Source organism: Zarconia sp. (assembly GCF_057467645.1).
The window spans coordinates 55,426-73,176 of record NZ_JBRJXU010000123.1; the positions used below are offsets into that span (position 1 = coordinate 55,426).

Below are 17,751 nucleotides of genomic sequence, written 5' to 3' on the forward strand. Positions count from 1 at the left end.
ACCTAATATATCCAAATGCTTCGCCCTCTCAGGATAGTTGGGAGACGCGGAGATCGGGTGATGGGGAGGATGGTAAACACTCGCCCATTATCCGTTGTCCATTGTCCATTCACTCCCCCCAAACCCTTACATCTGGCGAATCACCGGCTGCCCATCTTCGATCGCCCCAATGAGAACCACATCGGCGACACCGACAAACAGTCCGTTTTCGAGCACCCCAGGAATGTTATTGAGGGTTTTCTCCATTTCTGCAGGGTTGTCGAGGGTCTCGAACTTAACATCGATGACTAAGTTGCCTTCATCGGTGACGACGGGACCGGCTTTTTTAACGCCCATGCGTAAGGTGGGTTTGCCTCCGAGTTTTTCGATCGCCCGCATCACCGGTGTCATCGCCATCGGCAGCACTTCCACCGGCAGCAGGAATGTCGAACCCAATCGATCGACGATTTTGGACGCATCTACCACCACGACGAACTGTTCGGCGAGGGCATCGACGATTTTTTCCCGGGTGTGAGCCGCCCCGCCGCCTTTGATTAAGTTCTTATCGGGATCGACTTCATCGGCACCGTCGATGGCGATATCAATGCGATCGACCTCATCGAGGGTGGTGAGGGGAATGCCGTACTCTTTCGCGAGAACCGAAGCCTGAAAAGAGGTGGGGATACCTTTAATATCCGAAAGTTCCCCAGATTGCAGGCGCTTGCCCAGAAATTCGATCGCGTAGGCGGTGGTCGACCCCGTTCCCAGTCCGACGATCGAACCCGACTTCACGAGATCGGCGGCGGCTTTACCCACCTGCTGTTTCATCAATTTAACGGGGTCTTGTTCCGTACTCATTCAAAATACTCCTTAAAAATTGGTTTGGATTGAAAATCGATCGCGCCCAAAAATCACAAAATCCAATGGGGCGATCGCCACTGACTTGCGCTGGGCTAAAAAAAAGTTAACATTGTTTGGTCAACATACACTCACTTAACCTTTAACCCCGCTCAAGAAAACGCAACGGGAATTCGCAGATCGCGAGAATTCTCACAAATCAAACCCCCGTAGTTTTCTGGTAGGATAACTGCCAGGGTTAGGGCAATCGAAGATAGAAGCCCTCTCTTGTGCGCTATAAGGCACAAGGGTGCATCAACAGCCAGACAGCTTATCCAAGGGAGCAATCGCTGATGGGATATATTGTTTCGACCGCCAATATGAAAGGGGGGGTTGGCAAAACGACACTAACAGTCAACCTTGCCACTTGTCTGGCAAAGGATCATGGCAAACGAGTTCTTGTCGTGGATCTCGATCCGCAAATTAGTGCAACTCTATCGCTGATGCCGCCGACGGAGTTCGCGAAACTGCGTAAAGAACAGCGAACCCTCAAATCTCTGATTCATAAAGCAATTACCAACGATCCCCAGTACCATCTCGGGGTCGAAGATGTGATTCAGCCCTATGCGGGAACGTTAACGGGGATCGATATCTTGCCGGGAGATATCGATTTGTATAACGATTTTATCGTCGCCGAAACGATGTATAAAAAGGCGATGCGCAATCCAGGTAATAATTTTCAAACGGTTTGGGATAGTTTTGAAGATGACTTGTTGCAAGGCATTTTAAAATCGGTCGTTCCCCAATACGATTTTATTCTTTTAGACTGCGCCCCCAGCTATAATATTATTACTCGCAGTAGTTTGGTCAATAGCGACTTTTACTTAATTCCAGCCAAACCCGAACCGTTATCCTACATTGGCATTCAATTGCTAGAACGACAAGTGAAACGGTTAATTGAAACCCACCAAGCCGATCGCAAAGAACAAACGCAGCTCATTGGTATTGTTTTTACCATGTCGCGCAATATTTTAGCCGGTCGATACTACCAGAAAGTGATGCAGCGAGTGCGTCAAGAATTCAACGCCGCTCAAATTTTTAAAACCACCGTCCCGATGGACGTGAATGTATCGAAAGCCGTGGATAGTTTTAAGCCGGTGGTCTTAACAGAACCCGGATGTGGGGGGGCAAAAGCCTTTAGAAATGTCACCCAAGAATTGTTGCAAAAAATTTCAGTTCTGCGAGGAGGACCGGCGGCGAAAAACTCTTTGAATTTGTCCAAGCTCGATTAAATGTTGTTTTGGTCTACAAAAAATTGTCAGTTATCGGTTTTGCGATCGCAAATCGATCGCCGCTTCAACAGAGAATTGAGTTTTGCTCGCAACGATCTCACGATCGAGTACATTAGTAATTGACGGGCAATTTCCATTTGCGCTTCCTGGCGACCCTACTCGCGACCTTCATTCTGTGCGGACAGCATCATACCTTGTCGATCGCAAATAAATCGTTCTTGCCGTTCCAAACGTTCTAAATTTTTGTAATTTAAATTGGCTTGATTCGTAATTTTAAATGCTTTGTGGAGTTTGAGAACGTTCGTCGTGGTCAATCTTCTTCAGACCCGTCAAGGAACAACTTTTGAGAACCCAACCAGTTTCTACCGGAATTTTAAGAAGCTCGGGGATAACCAGACCGATTGATGCCACGGACAGCGTTGTCGGAAGTAACCCAGTGACTGGGCATCTAAATTCCTTTCTTCCTCGGATGTAATCTTTTGGAAGATTAAGCGATCTATTACGTTACTTGTTATCTATCTGTCCGAATCAAGCGAAATACAGCGATAAAATACATTCGAGCGGCCAGACAACCGAACCCTCGATCGCCACGGCTGTCATATATCTTTACTAAAACGATCGATCGCCTGCATATTCGCTATGTTTAGTCTTTAACGCTCGTCTACCCCTTTTTGATGCCATGAAATCCGGATCTCGAGCCGTCGAACGGTGGCTGTGGCTTCCCTTGACTGTGATTTTCTCTAGCGTTGTTCCCGGTGTTGTTTCCAACCCAGGAATTCTCGCCCAACCCATCACCCCGGCTGACGATGGAACAGGAACCACGGTCACCCCCTCCGGCGATGAATTTACGATCGAAGGGGGTCGCGTTTCCTCAGACGGCGAGAACTTATTCCACAGTTTCGATCGCTTCAATCTCGACGAGGGACAAAGGGCGATATTTCTAGCCAACCCCGAACTCGAAAATATTCTCGGACGGATTCGGGGAGGAGAAGCCTCGATAATTAACGGCTTACTCCAAGTCTCTGGAGGCAGTGCCAATCTTTTTCTGATGAACCCAGCCGGGATGATCTTCGGCCCGAGTGCGACTCTCAACGTCCCGGCAGACTTTACCGCCACGACAGCAACGGGAATTGGTTTTGGCGGCGGCAACTGGTTCGATGCCGTTGGCGATGCGAACTGGGAACTGTTGGTGGGTGCGCCTACAGGATTTAATTTTGCCTCCGCAGAGGTGGGGGCGATCGCCAATTTCGGCATTTTATCAGTTCCGGCTGGGGGGCAATTGAGCCTCATGGGTGGCAGCATCCTCAATACTGGCGAACTACACGCGCCGGGAGGAAACGTCACCGTGGCGGGGGTTACTGGAGAAACTTGGATTCGCCTCAGCGCGCCGGGAAACCTGCTGGATTTGGAAGTCATCGTCAATCCAGAAACGCCAATTTCTCCAGGGACTGGGGCGATCGATCCCCTTTCCCTACCCCAACTGCTTGCGGGGGGGAGCAATCTTTCCGAAGCGAGTCAGGTTGCCATCCACCCAGATGGAAGCTTGAGTTTGGTCGGGTCGCCGGTGCAAATTCCACCCCAACCGGGAACGACGGTTATTTCTGGGACGATCGATGTTTCTAACGATTCCTCACCTCTGGCAACCCCGCCGGTCTTGCAAATTTTAGGCGATCGCGTCGCGTTACTCGATGCGACCCTCGATGCCTCCGGTGTCGGTGGCGGGGGGAATATCTTTATCGGTGGCGAAAGTCGCCCTCAAGGTATCCTTCCCAACGCGCAGGTGACTTTCGTGGATGCGGATACCTCAATTTTTGCCGATGCACTCCAATACGGGGATGGCGGACGAGTTATTCTCTGGGCCGATGACTCCACCCAATTTTTCGGGAATATTAGCGCTCGTGGCAGTTCTTCCCCAACACCCGACACCCCATACCCCACACCCTCCCGTGGCGGTTTTGTCGAAGTGTCCAGTCGAAATCACCTCGTCTTCGATGGCATCGTGGATGTGAGTGCCGCTGGCGGTATCTGGGGCACGCTGCTACTCGATCCGGAAAATATCCTCATTTCCCGAACTCCGGTAGAGGACATCGACCCAGAGAACATGGACGTAGAGGAGATGGAGGATGCCACCGATCCCGAAAGCGCTCCTTTTTTTGGGGAAATCTCGGATTTGACCGTTCTCGATGCGGCAATTCTGGAAAATCAGGCGGCCCAGGTGAGAGTGGAGGCGACCAACGAGATTACGATCGCGCCGGGGGTCTCTCTGAGTTTCGTGCCCGATGGGGGGGCGATCGCCTTTGTGGCTGATTCTGACGGGGATTCTATGGGTTCGTTTTCGATGGATGCCGGGGAATCGATCGCGGCCCCAGGACGCAATATTGAAATTTCCGGGGCAGAAATTGTCGCCGGCAACATCGACACGTCGAGGATCGCGGGGGATGCGGGGTCGATTTCCCTGACAAGTACTCAGGGGGATGCGATCGCTGGAGATTTACTCTCGGTGAGCGAAGCGGAAGGTGCCGCTGGTGGGGCAATTTCCCTAGCGGCCGAGGATGGGGCGATTTCCATCGGAAATGTGACGGCGAATTCTGGGGCGGGGAATAGCGGCGCGATTTCCCTGAGAACGACCCATGGCGATATTACCACGGGGGATCTGTTTTCCCAGGCGGCAGAGATCGCCGGTTCGATCGAAGTCGAAACTGGATTGGGGGCGATCTCGACGGGGGATCTCAATACCGCCTCGATTGTTGGAGATGGCGGCGCGATCGCCCTGATGACGGAAAGCGGCAACATTTTCGCAACCGATATCGTAGCGACGGGGGCAAACGATGGTGGCAATATCGAGATCGTCAGTGGTGGGGCGATCGAAATCCCCGGCAGAATTATCGGTTTGGCGAGCAATAATGGCAGTCACCTAACCCTTGAGGCCACGGGAAGTATTACCTTGGGTTCGGCAGATTCGAGTCCGATTTTATTGGGTGGATTTGTGGGAGATGGCGGTAATGTTTCCATTGAAGGTGAGGGCGAGATCGGCTTATTTGGAGCCGTTTTTACGGCAGCCAATGGAGTAGGTGGAGATGTTACGATTCGGGGCGGCGATGAAGTGACGCTTTCCACAATTGACGCGCGCTCTTTATCACTTTCCGGGGGAAGCATTTCGATCGAATCTAGCGATGGGATTGCGTTGCGGGAAAATCTATATACAAATCAAAATCAAATTCTTTTAAACGCCCCCACTGAAATTACCAGCGATATCTCAATCTCCGTGACTGAACCCAACACCCTCGAAAGCGCCATTCAACTCATGAATACTATTGATGGAGCGTTCGATTTGAGTGTCATTGCCAATGGGGGAACCGTCATCTTGGATGGGGCGATCGGGTCGGAAATTCCCCTGTCCAATCTCGAAATTCAAGCTGAAATCTTCAGCGAGACGAACCCCATAAACATTACAACCATAGGTAATATTAATTTACAAAATATAACCGCAAATTCGGGTATTATTTTAAATAGCGAAAATGGGAATATAGTCGCCAATATACTCAATACTTCTCATCCAGAAAATAGCGGAAATCTCTTACTCCACGCTCGAGATATTCAGCTCAGTCAAATTAATACCCAAAGTGCAGCCGGTATCGGTGGCGATGTCGATATTTCCGCCACTCATTTCTTCCAGGCAACGGGTTCGTTTGTCGATATCAATGGCATTGCCGCCAGTATTTCCACGGCAGGTCTGTTGGAAGGCGGTTCGATCGTCATTCGCCACGGCGGAGATGGCATCGTCCCGTTTAGTGTTGGCGATGGAACGACTAACGGAACAACTGGGGCAATTACCCGTGGGATGGAACCCGAAGAAACCTTCAATCCGATCGCCAGCTACCTGTTTACCCAAGTTCGCGATGGGGAGCAATTACAGATCGTCTCCATTGACGAACCCATAACCATCAACGACCCCCCCGCACCGGACAATCCCGATCCAGATGTGCCTCCCCATCTTCAAGATCCATCTCCCGAGAGCGATCCACCCTTGGAAATCGACGATCCAAATCCAGATGAAAATCCAGACTTGAATCCCGATCCAAATCTAGATGAAGATTTTGGCATCGACGATGGGGAAAATTTAGAAACCGATAATCCAGAAACCCCGATCGAAGATAGCATTTCAGACCCGTTATCGGACGGGTCAAGTCAGGAGAATACAGATACAGACTCCGATGTGGCGGTGAATCCAGACCCGCCAGCCTTACCGCCCGAAGAAGATGCGATCGATCCAGAACCCGATCCGAATGTTAATCCCCCCGATCTCGATTCTGAGAATCCGATCGAATCTGAAGTCTCGCCACCTCTCGATGAAACCCCTGAACCGAATTCGCCTCCAGAGATCCCCCAAGAACCCGAACTGCCCCCAGAAACCGGACTCGAACCCGAACCAACCGAAACCGCTCCAGACACCGAACCGGAAACTTCCCCAGAACCCGATTTGCCATCGGAGAATTCTCCCAATTTCGATGTAGATTGGAGCGTCACATTCAACCCCGCTACAGATAGCGAACTGGATTTAGATGTGTTGCCCGAGTCCGTCGCCGCAACCAGCCTCACGCTGGCTTGGCGAATCGCCGAATTATTGAACGGGGAACTCTCCATTACTGCAAATACCGCAGCCGAAGCCGTTTCCTTCTCCTGGACTAGCACGGAAGCAGATCGCGCCATTTCCCTGAGACTGCCCTATCTCGAAACCCCTGAAGATGTTATCTGGAGTTTACCCTCCACGGATTCCACTATTGCCCTTACGCCGGAACTGCCAGAGGAAGAATCCGTATTAGAAGTTGAAGTCACCTCGGAACCACCCAGCGACGATCGACCTTCAGAAACGGCATCCCCCACTGTATCGCTAGAGTCAACCCGTCGCCGTTCCCCCTCGGGCGATCGCGCCACGACTCCAAGAACGCCAGCAACACCCGATCGCTCCGTCACGCCTGATGTTCCAGCCGCAGAGCGTCCCGACACTCGGGAAGAATCTCCAGAAGTCGATCGCCCCTCCGTGGTAGAAGCCGAGGAGAGCGAACCGGAGGCCACCCCCACAGATTTTACCCATACTCAACTCCCAACCAGGGTTGGCAGCGGTGCCGGATTCGACACACCCATTGAGAGCGCCATTGCCGATAACCTCGCGAGTGGCGATTCAGAGCAAATAGAGAATGCCGTCGCTCAAATCGATCGACTCTTCGCAGCCGAATTTGAGGCTTATTTGGAGGAACGCGAAGATGGCACGCACAATGCCGTCCGAGATATCTCCGTCGAGACGATGCGCAATACCCTCAACACCATCGAAACTCAAACGGGGCAAAAATCCGCCATTATCTATGCCTTAACCCTGCCCAAAAGCCAACTCTCCCATCCCCATGCCGGACGTGGCGAACAACTCAACCTGGTGCTCGTGGTTCCCGAGGGACCGCCGATCGTTAAAACCGTCGATCTCGAACGCCATCGCCTGCGCAATACCGTGCGTATCTTCCTCAACAATCTCAACTCCCCCAGATCCAATAGCTATCTACCCCTAGCTCAGGAACTGTATCACTGGCTGGTGCGACCTCTCGAAGACGAGTTAGCGAGTCTGGGTATTGACACCCTCATTTACTCAATGGATGCGGGATTGCGGCAGGTTCCCCTCGCGGCACTGCACGATGGCCGACAATTTCTCGTGGAACGCTACAGCATCGGTTCCGTACCCAGCCTCAGCCTAACCAACACCCAGTACAAAACAGTACGAGACGCTCGCGTGTTGGCCATGGGTGCGTCGGAATTTCCTCACTCCGATGGCGAACCCCTCCCAGCTGTCCCTTCGGAATTATCGTTGCTGATTGGCGATGTGGTGCAAGACTTTTCTCCGGAAACCGATCGCGTGCAAAAATCCGATCTCCTTCCCCAAAACCATTCCTCTGGGGGTCTATGGCCGGGTCGAGCCTTTCTCAATGAAGCCTTTACCCTGGAAAATTTAATCGCCCGCCGCCAGGAACAAAACTTCAGTATCGTTCATCTGGCCACCCACGCTCAATTCGATCCCGCCCGACGGCACGAAGCCTACATTCAACTCTGGGACGATCGCCTCTCCCTCGACGGACTGCGGCAAGCCCAGTGGTACGCTCCCCCAGTGGTGGAGTTGCTGGTGCTGAGTGCCTGCGAAACGGCCGTGGGAGACGAGTATGCGGAGTTGGGGTTTGCGGGGTTGGCGGTGCGATCGGGGGCGAAGTCAGCCCTGGCCAGTTTGTGGAAAGTCAGCGATATGGGATCCCTGGCCCTGATGAGTCAGTTTTACCGCTATCTCAAAGAAGCTCCCATCAAAGCCGAAGCCCTGCGGCAAGCACAATTGAGGATGCTGCGGGGGGACGTATTCGTCGAAGGGGGTCAATTGGCGATCGCCCCGGATGTTGGGGTTCCCCTCCCCACTGAATTGGGCAACTGGGACGGCCGGAATTTCTCCCACCCTTACTATTGGGCGGGGTTTGCGATGGTGGGTTCTCCTTGGTAAACTCGATTTCTGTTCCCGAAGACCCCATCGCGAATCCGATGACAAATTCTAATCCCGATTCCCCGCGCGATCGCTACTTTGAAGTTATCGATCGCCTCGTTGAAACAACCCTTCAAGGTAAAATTCGCTCGAAAGAACAGGTCTACCAACGGTTGGTACGGGAAATTCGAGCGGGAACCGGGGAAATCTTCGAACGCTGTCTGGCCGAACGCACGGCCAGTACCGAAGCCCAACTGGCGACGAAAATCAAAGCCTCTCGGATTCTCAAAGCATTGCAAACGATCGAGGGTCAGTGGCAGCGATGGCAGCAAGAAAATCAGGATAATGCGGCGATTTCAACAGCAACCGGTCAAATTCTCCAGGTAGAACCGGACGATCGCCCTCAAATGATGTTAAAAATCCTCGATCCCAACCAAGAGCAACCTCTAAACTCCGAACAAATTCGCCAATTGGCGCGATCGCTGCAAGCAGAAGCTCAAACACGAGGAGATCGCCAACTCCAGGAACTGTCTCGGGGATTGACGCAGGGGTTGGAGGCGTTTGCGCGAATGGAGGGAGATGCCATTAGCTGGATTTACAACAATGCCGGTGCCTCTTTGGGATTTGGTGGGGCTGCAACCGCCCGAGAGCCCTGGGCGACGTGGTCGAAAAAAGTCAGCAGCTATTTTCCCCAGCAACTGTTTGCCAACCTTGCAGGCGATCGTGCTTTGGAAGATGGGGTTCCCTACAGCGATGTCAGCATCGAAGCTTGGTTGGAACTGGTGTTGCTGTTGAAAGGGTTGCAACGCACGTTAGTGGTCTGGTTCGACAAACAACCCTACGACGTGAAGATGGGGAAGCGACTTTCTTTAAGTACCTATCTAATTTTTGCCGGAATTTGGGGGCGACTGTCGGAGGGATTCGAGGCTGTCGGGCGATCGTCCTTGGGTCGAGGTTGTTTTCAAATGATGTTGCAAATTCTGCGCCGGTTTGCCCAACGGGATGATTTTCCGCTCTATGGTGGGGTTTTTGCCTCGTTCGCGGGCGATCGCCTCGAGAATACTTGGGAGTATTTGGCGCTGCCGTTGCGTCAGGTGGAAGGCACGCAGGAGAAGGCAAGAGTGCTGACGCTGTTGGGCTATTCTCAAAAAGCCCTGGGGAATTACGATCGGGCGACGACGTTCCATCGAGAGGCCCTCGAAATTGCCCGCACCGCAGAGGATCGCCCCTGTGAAATTGCCAGTTTAAACCACCTCAGCCGCATCTGTGCCGCTCAAAAGGAATATCGCGAGGCAGTGGGCTACGCGCAACGGGCGCTGATTCTGGCCAGGCAGGTGGGCGATCGCATCGGGATGGCGAATGCACTGGCGAATTTGGGCTACAGCGAGGTCTTTTCGGCGCACCAACTCGAACAGATGGAACCCGAGGTATACGAACGGGCGATCGAGTATTTACAGCAGGGGTTGGAACTTTCCCAGAAACTACAAGATCGTCAAAGCCAGGCGCTGTGCTCGAACAGTTTGGGGATCGCCTGCGTTATCTTATCGCGATTTTCCGAGGCGATCGAGCATTTAAATCGGGGACTCGAAGCGGCGCAACTGTCGGGAGATTTCTATTTGCGGGGTTTGAATTTTGCCTATTTAGCCGAAGCCTATTACGGTTTGCAGAATCTAGAAAAAGCGATTGCCACCGGTTGCTTGGGAATGTATTTATTAGAGCAAATTGACTCTGCCCAGTGGCGGCAGTCCGCCGGATTATTAACCATCCTGCGCGGACAAATTGGGGACGATCGATTTCAAGATTTCTTAGGGCAAGCTCGATCGTCTCTTGTGGCTGAAATTGGTGTCGATGGATTCGACTATCTCCATGAATTGCTGGCTAAATACTCCGAGTGAACCCGCTCGATCGGCATGGTTTTTTGGTTTGAGCGTTTAAGCCGTCAGCCAGAGCGAGATCGGGCTCGCTCGCAGTCGCCATACTGCTTAGGAGAGAAGTATATAGTCATTCCGAATAAGAATGGGACACCAGGATTCACGGAAACCTCGATTATTCGGGTCGATCCGACTCTGAAACTGTACCACTTTTATTCAGAATGACTATAGCCCTCGTCAGAGCAATTAGGAAACTCGTGAAGGAGGGCTTCCCTTGCTCTCGGGAGCAGGGGGAGAAGACATCAGTCAGCTCGCACAATTGTCTGGTGCTATGAAATGCTATCGTGGCGACTGCTATAGCGCTTCGTTATCAGTTGATTTAACGTCAGTTTTGATGCGGTCGTGTCGCTGGGATGCCGACGATAGGTGACGTTCGCGCAGTCGGCAAGCCTCCTGAAAGTGAGGCGACAATACTGGTGACATCTGGTGGCTGGGGAGAAAACGACTCCATTCCCCATTCCCCCCGACCCCGTTCCCCGTTCCCCACCATTACCTGAAACAGTCTTATCCAAAACTGACGTTATTTACACAAATCGAAGAAATAAGTATTTTCCATTTCTCATTCCCCATTCCCGATTCCCCATGACTGAAAATTTGTAATGATACCGGCGCGAACTGCTATATAAATAAGGTCGTGGAGAAAATCTAAAATCTTTGGCGAGTGAGTTTGAGATTCTTGAGTCTGGATTCGGAATGATTTGATAGTAGTTGGTGCGGGTCGGAAGACCGGTTAAAAATACTCGAGAAAGGCGCGATAAAAGCAGATAAACGCTTCACCATGCCAAAATTTGTCAAGACGCGACGCTTTTGCAGCATCAACTGAGATTCGTCCAACTCATGGGGTCGCAACCTTCGTTTTCAGGTCAGAATTCTGGCGATCGGCAAAAGACCCAGTGGACTCGTGAGTGGGTTGAAAACGAGGATTCCAGCCCGAGAGCATTGGGTTTGTCCCCCATGGCAACTCATCATTTGCTATCATAAGGGGAGAAACCCCTGAAGGGAAGAACTCTCTATCTACGTAAACTTACTGAGCGTAAATACACGGAGTCTAGACAGATCGAGTTCTATTCGAATGATAAGTAACTTTCGCTAGATCCACATCGTTTCTTATCGAAAACTTTAATTTTTCGATGTCAAAATTCGATAAACTGGATTGCAAGATTATTACTTTACATCAGAGCAAAAGCGATCGAAATGGATCGAAAGGCTCGGGGTTAGACAGCAGTATGGAAACCGTGGATAAAGTTCAGCTTCTAAATGTTGACATCGATAACTTGACGATGAACGAGTTACTTGAAAAACTCGATCGTCGAGGTGGAATTGTATTTACACCGAATGTCGATCATCTCGTTAAGTTGCAAAAGGATCGAGAATTTTATCAGACTTATCAAGCGTCAACCTATCGAGTGTGCGATAGCAAAATTTTAATTTACGCCTCGAAGTTACTCGGCACTCCAATCCAAGAAAAAATTTCCGGCTCGGACTTACTTCCCGAATTCTATAACCATTGCAAAGATAAGAAAGATACAAAAATATTTTTGCTCGGAGCGGCTGAAGGGGTTGCTCTCAAGGCCAAAGAAAAAATTAATGAGAAAGTCGGCTGGGAAATCGTAATCGACGCTTACTCTCCCTCATTTGGTTTTGAGAAGAACGAGTCAGAATGCCAGCAAATTATCGATCGCATCAATGAATCGGGCGCGACGGTACTCGCCATTGGTGTTGGCGCACCGAAACAAGAAAACTGGGTGGCGAAGTACCACCGTCAATTCAAAAATATCAAAACCTTCCTTGCCATTGGCGCTTCCATCGACTTTGAGGCCGGAGAAAAACCCCGTTCTCCCGAATGGATGAGTGAGTGGGGACTCGAATGGTTGTACCGACTCCAGAGCGAACCCAAGCGGCTTTGGAAGCGCTATCTCGTAGAGGATCTGCCCTTTTTCTGGCTATTGCTCCAGCAAAGACTCAACCTCTATCAAGCTCCCTTCAACCCCGCACTCGAACCCGCTTTGGCTGGAACTCCCCTGGGTCAAATTTTGCGAGATGCCGGTCTGATTTCTGAGGAACAAGTGGCTTTTGCCCTCGAATGCCAACAAACTCAGGAACCGGGTTTGCGCTTTGGTGAAATCATCGTCAACCGAGGATGGTTGGAACCCGAAACCATCGACTTTTTTGCCGAGTACTTACCGCGAGTCACTACAAACGGACGACTCCAACCTCTCGGACATTATCTCAAGCGGGCGAAACTCCTCACCGATCGGCAAATTAACGAAATTTTAGCCGAGCAACGTCAAGCCAACTTGCGATTTGGAGAAATGGCCGTTCGCAAAGGATGGGTGAAAGAAGAAACCATCGCATCTGTCCTGCGTTACATGACGAGCAACGAGCCGGTGAAAGGCACTGCTTTGGTCGGTGCGGTCTGAAAGTCACCGGACTGAAGACTTGCGGCGATCGCTTTGAGGAAACCATGGTGGGGGCACCTTCTTAATCAGAGTGAGACGCTCCCACGGTTACCCCGATCTTCCCAGCTCGTCCGTCCAAATTAAGGGGCTTTTGTTTGCGATCGAACTTCACCTCCACTAGCAAAGCGTGTCGGCCAGATGCGATCGCAGAAAAATAGCGTTCCTCCCGCAACGCAAAGGGGAATGGTGAGGAAGTTCACCACGGGAATGGCACATAAAAAGAAGCACGCCAAGCTGAAACTTCCACTGGCGGGTAGCTGAGTCAAGAGCGTTGTCAGTTTCTCTCGAAACCGCAAGCGACGGCGTTCGAGAGAAGCATCAAAAAAGTCTAAACCGACAGTCAGAGCAGCGATCGCAATGCCACCCATACTCGCAGCGATCGTTCCGAGTAGCGGTACGAAATTTAGTAGCAGCAAGAGCAGTCCCAAACCGGCTGCGAGTAATAACTTTTTCAACTCGAACGCGATCGCCCGCCAAATATCTCGCACGGCATTCCCCAACCCCCCCGTCGGGGCAACGAAAGACTCTCCCAACCGCAGTTTCTCCAGTTCTTCAGAAAGTTGACCGTACCAAGGGGAACCCAGTATCGTCCCGAACTGTACCAGGACGAACCCCGTCAGTAGGAATAGCCCGAGAACGAGGACGATTTGCAAGAGGAATTCGAAGACGTTATCGAGAACGACCAGCCAACTCAACCAACGGGGTAAGTCGGTTAAAAGTGGAGAAAAACGGTCTGCCAGCGTCAGAGTCAGGCGATCGATTCCCTTCAAACCCGGCAATAACAGACCCACGTATAGAGCAATGGAGACGATCGCATTGACCACAACGGGAAATAGAATGTACCCCCATAACTTGGGATTGCGAAGCATCATTACGAAAGCTTGGAAGGGATAGGTTGCCCCAGCGATGAATCCAATGGGTACTCGCACCACCTGAACGACTAAATTTTTTTGCGGTTGCGTCATGTTATTCGAGTTCGGGGATTTTCAGACCGGAAAAATGCGAAATTGAAAGTTCAATTTCAAACTTTGATAGGCTAACAGGGTAACGCAAACCGATCGAGCAACCCTGTCGCGCAATGTCCAAATCCCTCGTTCTCCTCGACCACGATGGTGGTATTGACGATTATCTATCGGTTTTGCTGATGATGACCATGGATAATGTAGACCCCATCGGTATTGTGGTGACTCCGGCTGACTGCTACATCGAACCGGCTGTTGGCGTGACGCGCAAAATTCTGGATTTGCTCGATCGAACCGAGATTCCCGTTGCCGCCAGTACCGTCCGGGGCATCAACCCGTTTCCCCCTCTCTACCGCCGAGATTCCTATATTATCGACCATTTACCGATTCTTAACGAAAGTGGAGAAGTCCGAACCCCCTTGCTGGCAGAATCGGGGCAAGAATTCATGGTGCGGGCGATACGAGAGGCAACTGCCCCGGTAACGCTGATGGTTACTGGACCCCTCACCACCGTTGCCGCCGCCTTAGATCTGGCACCGGAGATCGAAGCCAAAATCGAGAAAATTGTATGGATGGGGGGCGCGCTGAACGTACCGGGAAATGTGGAATCGGCGTGGGAACCGGGACACGATGGCTCGGCGGAGTGGAATGCATTTTGGGACCCAATCGCCGTCGCTCGCGTTTGGCAAACCCAAATTCCCATCGTACTGTGTTCGTTGGATATCACCAACACCGTTCCCGTCACGTCCGAGTTCGTGCGTCGGATTGCCGGACAGCGTCGCTATCCCCTCTCGGATCTCGCCGGACAATGTTACGCCCTCGCGATTCCCCAAGATTATTATTTCTGGGATGTATTGGCTACGGCATATCTAGCTCGTCCCCAGTTATATCAGCTCGAAGAAGTGGAAACGGCGATCGTCACAACTGGATGCAGTCAGGGACGAACAAAGGTGCAGCCAGGGGGACGGAAAATTCAGATGATGAAACGAGTGATGGTCGATCGATTCTACGAGTACATTTTGCAGCAGTGGGCACGCTGAGTCGATTGCCGGATATTTCTACTCCCGTCCTTCGTTACTTTTCGTTACAAAATGAGGTGAATTGATGCCGACTCTTCGATTGAGTTGTACGCTTCCCAATTCGATGAAAGGGTTCAATGGCTACAGCTTGGAAAACCCCGATCGTCAATTTAATATTTTTTCGTTCTTGAGAGATTTGTTGACATTAAAAAAATCCAGAAATAACATGGAAGTATCAGGGAAAAATGCACTACTTAAGTTCCAAAAACTAGCGTTAATCGTAGATTAACTTAAAATAAATTTTCTAGTTCTTGATGTTTTTATTTAGGGATTGCTGAATAAGTCGGCTCTTGCCAATTTAGGGGATAAACCCCTTGAATTAGCGTCGGTTGGTTAGTTAAATTTCTCCATCTATCCAGACATTGGATCGCGACAGAATTAGTTCTTTGAGCTATCAAGTGCGATGGTCGTGGTTTCCCTGGGTAGAAAAAGGATCGAATTGCTCACAACCCCTAATTTCTAGAGTTATTCAGCAAGCCCTATTTACTTGAAGAAGCCAAATTTTTAAGCTTATTTTTCATCTTTAAGTATAAAGAATAAGCTAGCCAGTTCCCTTCTTTTCTGTCAAATCCCATGAAGAATCAGTTGGTTTGGAAGCTATCTACTTTGAGTGCGAGTATCTTGTTCTTTTTGAGTCCTTCTGCTGGGGCGGCAACCCTCAATAGCGATCGCAGCGTTGCCGAAAACGAGACAACTCCGCTACAGCTTGCCCAATCCTATTGTCCCGATAGTGCGGGTGGCTCGCCATTGGTCTCTTTTTACGAAACGAGCGGTTTTTGGATTTATATTTGCTCTGCGGACGGCTTGTACTATCACGGGATTGAAAAAGGTAGCGGAAACTATATTACTATTCCGGCTTACGTCGAAGAGGGGACGGGTTATGTTGCCGTGAATGGAAATTATACATATATTGTCAATGGTGTTTCTTTAAGCATTTATGAAGGAAATACCCTGCTTCAAGAAGAATATGTTTGGTAGAGATCGCTGAGCGATCGACTAGAATTTGAAGCGACTGATGTGGATAGGGTAAATTGAGCTTGCCCTATTTTTTGCGTTTCTGTCAGTTTCTGAAAGTTGGTCGAAAACCAGTACTGACGTTTATTAGAACATTTTCATCGATACGATTTTTGGGAATGCGAGCAAGATACTCGCACTATTTCGTACTATTGTCCTAACGGGACTGAATACGGCTATCAGGACTTAACCGAGCTTGATATCAATGCTTGCAGCAATCATGTATAGCAACCGCCAGGGCGGTTCGGAAAACGCCGGACAATTGTGTAATTAACCCGCGGTCTTTCCCCCGAAGCCCCCTTCGTCTAAAGTCACTTGTGCTCTAAGCGATATGGCTACTGCTATATCTGCGATATTCTCCAACAAAAATCCCTCAGAACGAAGTCATTCTGAGGGAGGCAATTGAGAGAGTGGATTTTACCCAATAACCGAGTCCAAAATCGAGATTTAAGCGGGATTGGCTTGGGTATCGTTCTGAAGCAGGCGAATGACGGCTGCCTTTTCCAAAATTCCTAAAATTGCACCATTTTCTCCCACAACGGGTAATTCGAGCAGTTTTTTCTCTTCCAATAGGTTCACCGCTTCGAGGAGAGAGCGATCGAATTTAACTGTATTCGACAATTCCACGGGGTTTGTCAATTCTTCCACCCGAATGCGAGGCCAATCGGAGGTGGGAACGTCTTTCATGCGATCGATTTCGATCTCTCCGAGGAGTTGACCGTCGTCGTCAGTGACTAGGAACTTCCGCCATTCCCGCCGTCCGATAATAAAATTGTTGGCAAATTCCCGTAAAGATAGGCTTGCCGGCACGATCGGACTATCGGGCGTCACCGCATCTTCAGCCGTCAGATCCGAAAGTTTCTGCTGCAGGGTTGCCGATTGTGCCGAACGTCCGGCATTTTGCAGCAAGAACCAGCCGATCAACGCCGTCCACAGTCCGCTATAGATACCGTAGAGTAGGGGAATTGTGCCAAACGCGATCGCCAACCAGCCGATAGCTTGACCGACGCGACTGGCAAAGACCACGCCTTTGTAGGGATTGCCGGTAATCTTCCAAACGATCGCCTTGAGGATATTGCCGCCATCGAGGGGTAAGCCGGGAATCAGATTGAACAAGGCTAAGACCAGATTGATGGAAGCCAGGAGGCTAAAAATTGCGGCGACTGGTCCGGATACCGGCAGGCTGCTGCCGAGGAAGGCAAACAATGCAAACAATGCCAAACTGACGGCTGGACCGGCGATCGCCACCCAAAATGCTTGAGCGGGGGTTTTCGATTCTCGATCTAAACTCGCCAGACCCCCAAACAGGAACAAGGTGATGGATTTGACTTCAATTCCCTGTTGAATGGCGGCAAAACTATGCCCTAATTCGTGGGCGAGTACCGAGGCAAAAAGCAGCAGGGCCGCAACGAACCCGAGGAACCAGGGGATGGCATCGCCGAGTCCCGGAAATTGCAGTGCGAGTCGACCTGCGTAGCTCAATGTCACCAATCCCAGAATCCAAAACCAGGATGGATTGATGTAAAAGGGGATGCCGAACAGGTTCCCCACGCGAAAGGTGCCGTTCATTTGCGCCTCCTCTAATTTCGATTGGGCAAGGCTGAATCGGTGTAGACTCCTATTTTAGTCTCTCGGGGGTACGCCCCACGAGCTTGCCGATTCGTCATCTCCTGACCTACTGATAATGTAA

General features: G+C 50.8%; 11 protein-coding genes. 6 read left to right on the forward strand and 5 right to left on the reverse strand.

Going from position 1 to position 17,751, the window contains the following annotated elements; translation table 11 throughout:
* Positions 1-126: 126 nt before the first annotated feature.
* Entirely contained in the window at positions 127-837 is a 711-nt protein-coding gene (rpiA, locus tag AC2215_RS19280) for a ribose-5-phosphate isomerase RpiA (RefSeq protein WP_486811628.1), read from the reverse strand.
* Between the two features lie 332 nt (positions 838-1,169).
* Between rpiA and AC2215_RS19285 the strand changes: the two genes are divergently transcribed.
* Positions 1,170-2,108 carry a ParA family protein gene (locus AC2215_RS19285; protein ID WP_486811629.1) on the forward strand — a complete coding sequence of 313 codons (939 nt, stop codon included), beginning with the start codon at positions 1,170-1,172 and terminating at the stop codon, positions 2,106-2,108.
* Positions 2,109-2,263: 155 nt separating this feature from the next.
* Here the strand turns inward: AC2215_RS19285 and AC2215_RS19290 are convergent, their stop codons facing one another.
* Positions 2,264-2,422, reverse strand: a complete 159-nt coding sequence (locus tag AC2215_RS19290; RefSeq protein ID WP_486811630.1) for a hypothetical protein — start codon at positions 2,420-2,422, stop codon at positions 2,264-2,266.
* Between the two features lie 365 nt (positions 2,423-2,787).
* Here AC2215_RS19290 and AC2215_RS19295 point away from each other — a divergent pair, with 365 nt between their 5' ends.
* Together AC2215_RS19295 and AC2215_RS19300 are read left to right on the forward strand one after the other, a co-directional pair.
* A complete protein-coding gene (locus AC2215_RS19295; RefSeq protein WP_486811631.1) occupies positions 2,788-8,637 on the forward strand; it encodes a CHAT domain-containing protein in 5,850 nt (1,949 codons plus the stop codon).
* A gap of 38 nt (positions 8,638-8,675) precedes the next feature.
* Positions 8,676-10,511 carry a tetratricopeptide repeat protein gene (locus AC2215_RS19300; protein WP_486811632.1) on the forward strand — a complete coding sequence of 612 codons (1,836 nt, stop codon included), beginning with the start codon at positions 8,676-8,678 and terminating at the stop codon, positions 10,509-10,511.
* 305 nt (positions 10,512-10,816) lie between these two features.
* Here AC2215_RS19300 and AC2215_RS19305 read toward each other — a convergent pair whose 3' ends face one another.
* Complete coding sequence (locus tag AC2215_RS19305; protein ID WP_486811633.1) at positions 10,817-11,059, reverse strand: hypothetical protein; 243 nt, start codon at positions 11,057-11,059, stop codon at positions 10,817-10,819.
* A gap of 618 nt (positions 11,060-11,677) precedes the next feature.
* Between AC2215_RS19305 and AC2215_RS19310 the strand changes: the two genes are divergently transcribed.
* A complete protein-coding gene (locus AC2215_RS19310; protein ID WP_486811634.1) occupies positions 11,678-12,967 on the forward strand; it encodes a WecB/TagA/CpsF family glycosyltransferase in 1,290 nt (429 codons plus the stop codon).
* A gap of 119 nt (positions 12,968-13,086) precedes the next feature.
* Here AC2215_RS19310 and AC2215_RS19315 read toward each other — a convergent pair whose 3' ends face one another.
* Positions 13,087-13,971, reverse strand: a complete 885-nt coding sequence (locus AC2215_RS19315; protein WP_486811635.1) for an EI24 domain-containing protein — start codon at positions 13,969-13,971, stop codon at positions 13,087-13,089.
* Between the two features lie 113 nt (positions 13,972-14,084).
* Here AC2215_RS19315 and AC2215_RS19320 point away from each other — a divergent pair, with 113 nt between their 5' ends.
* Together AC2215_RS19320 and AC2215_RS19325 are read left to right on the forward strand one after the other, a co-directional pair.
* Positions 14,085-15,008, forward strand: coding sequence for a nucleoside hydrolase (locus AC2215_RS19320; RefSeq protein ID WP_486811636.1), 924 nt, complete (start codon positions 14,085-14,087; stop codon positions 15,006-15,008).
* Positions 15,009-15,620: 612 nt separating this feature from the next.
* Positions 15,621-16,025, forward strand: coding sequence for a hypothetical protein (locus AC2215_RS19325; protein WP_486811637.1), 405 nt, complete (start codon positions 15,621-15,623; stop codon positions 16,023-16,025).
* Positions 16,026-16,508: 483 nt separating this feature from the next.
* Here the strand turns inward: AC2215_RS19325 and AC2215_RS19330 are convergent, their stop codons facing one another.
* On the reverse strand, positions 16,509-17,630 hold the full coding sequence (locus AC2215_RS19330) for a site-2 protease family protein (protein WP_486811638.1): 1,122 nt from the start codon (positions 17,628-17,630) through the stop codon (positions 16,509-16,511).
* Positions 17,631-17,751 lie beyond the last annotated feature (121 nt).

Bases quoted from the DNA above. Each gene is read 5' to 3' on its own strand.
- rpiA (WP_486811628.1), bottom strand. From the start codon at position 837: ATGAGTACGGAACAAGACCCCGTTAAATTGATGAAACAGCAGGTGGGT.
- AC2215_RS19295 (WP_486811631.1), top strand. From the start codon at position 2,788: ATGAAATCCGGATCTCGAGCCGTCGAACGGTGGCTGTGGCTTCCCTTG.
- AC2215_RS19300 (WP_486811632.1), top strand. From the start codon at position 8,676: ATGACAAATTCTAATCCCGATTCCCCGCGCGATCGCTACTTTGAAGTT.
- AC2215_RS19310 (WP_486811634.1), top strand. From the start codon at position 11,678: ATGTCAAAATTCGATAAACTGGATTGCAAGATTATTACTTTACATCAG.
- AC2215_RS19285 (WP_486811629.1), top strand. From the start codon at position 1,170: ATGGGATATATTGTTTCGACCGCCAATATGAAAGGGGGGGTTGGCAAA.
- AC2215_RS19315 (WP_486811635.1), bottom strand. From the start codon at position 13,971: ATGACGCAACCGCAAAAAAATTTAGTCGTTCAGGTGGTGCGAGTACCC.
- AC2215_RS19330 (WP_486811638.1), bottom strand. From the start codon at position 17,630: ATGAACGGCACCTTTCGCGTGGGGAACCTGTTCGGCATCCCCTTTTAC.
- AC2215_RS19320 (WP_486811636.1), top strand. From the start codon at position 14,085: ATGTCCAAATCCCTCGTTCTCCTCGACCACGATGGTGGTATTGACGAT.
- AC2215_RS19325 (WP_486811637.1), top strand. From the start codon at position 15,621: ATGAAGAATCAGTTGGTTTGGAAGCTATCTACTTTGAGTGCGAGTATC.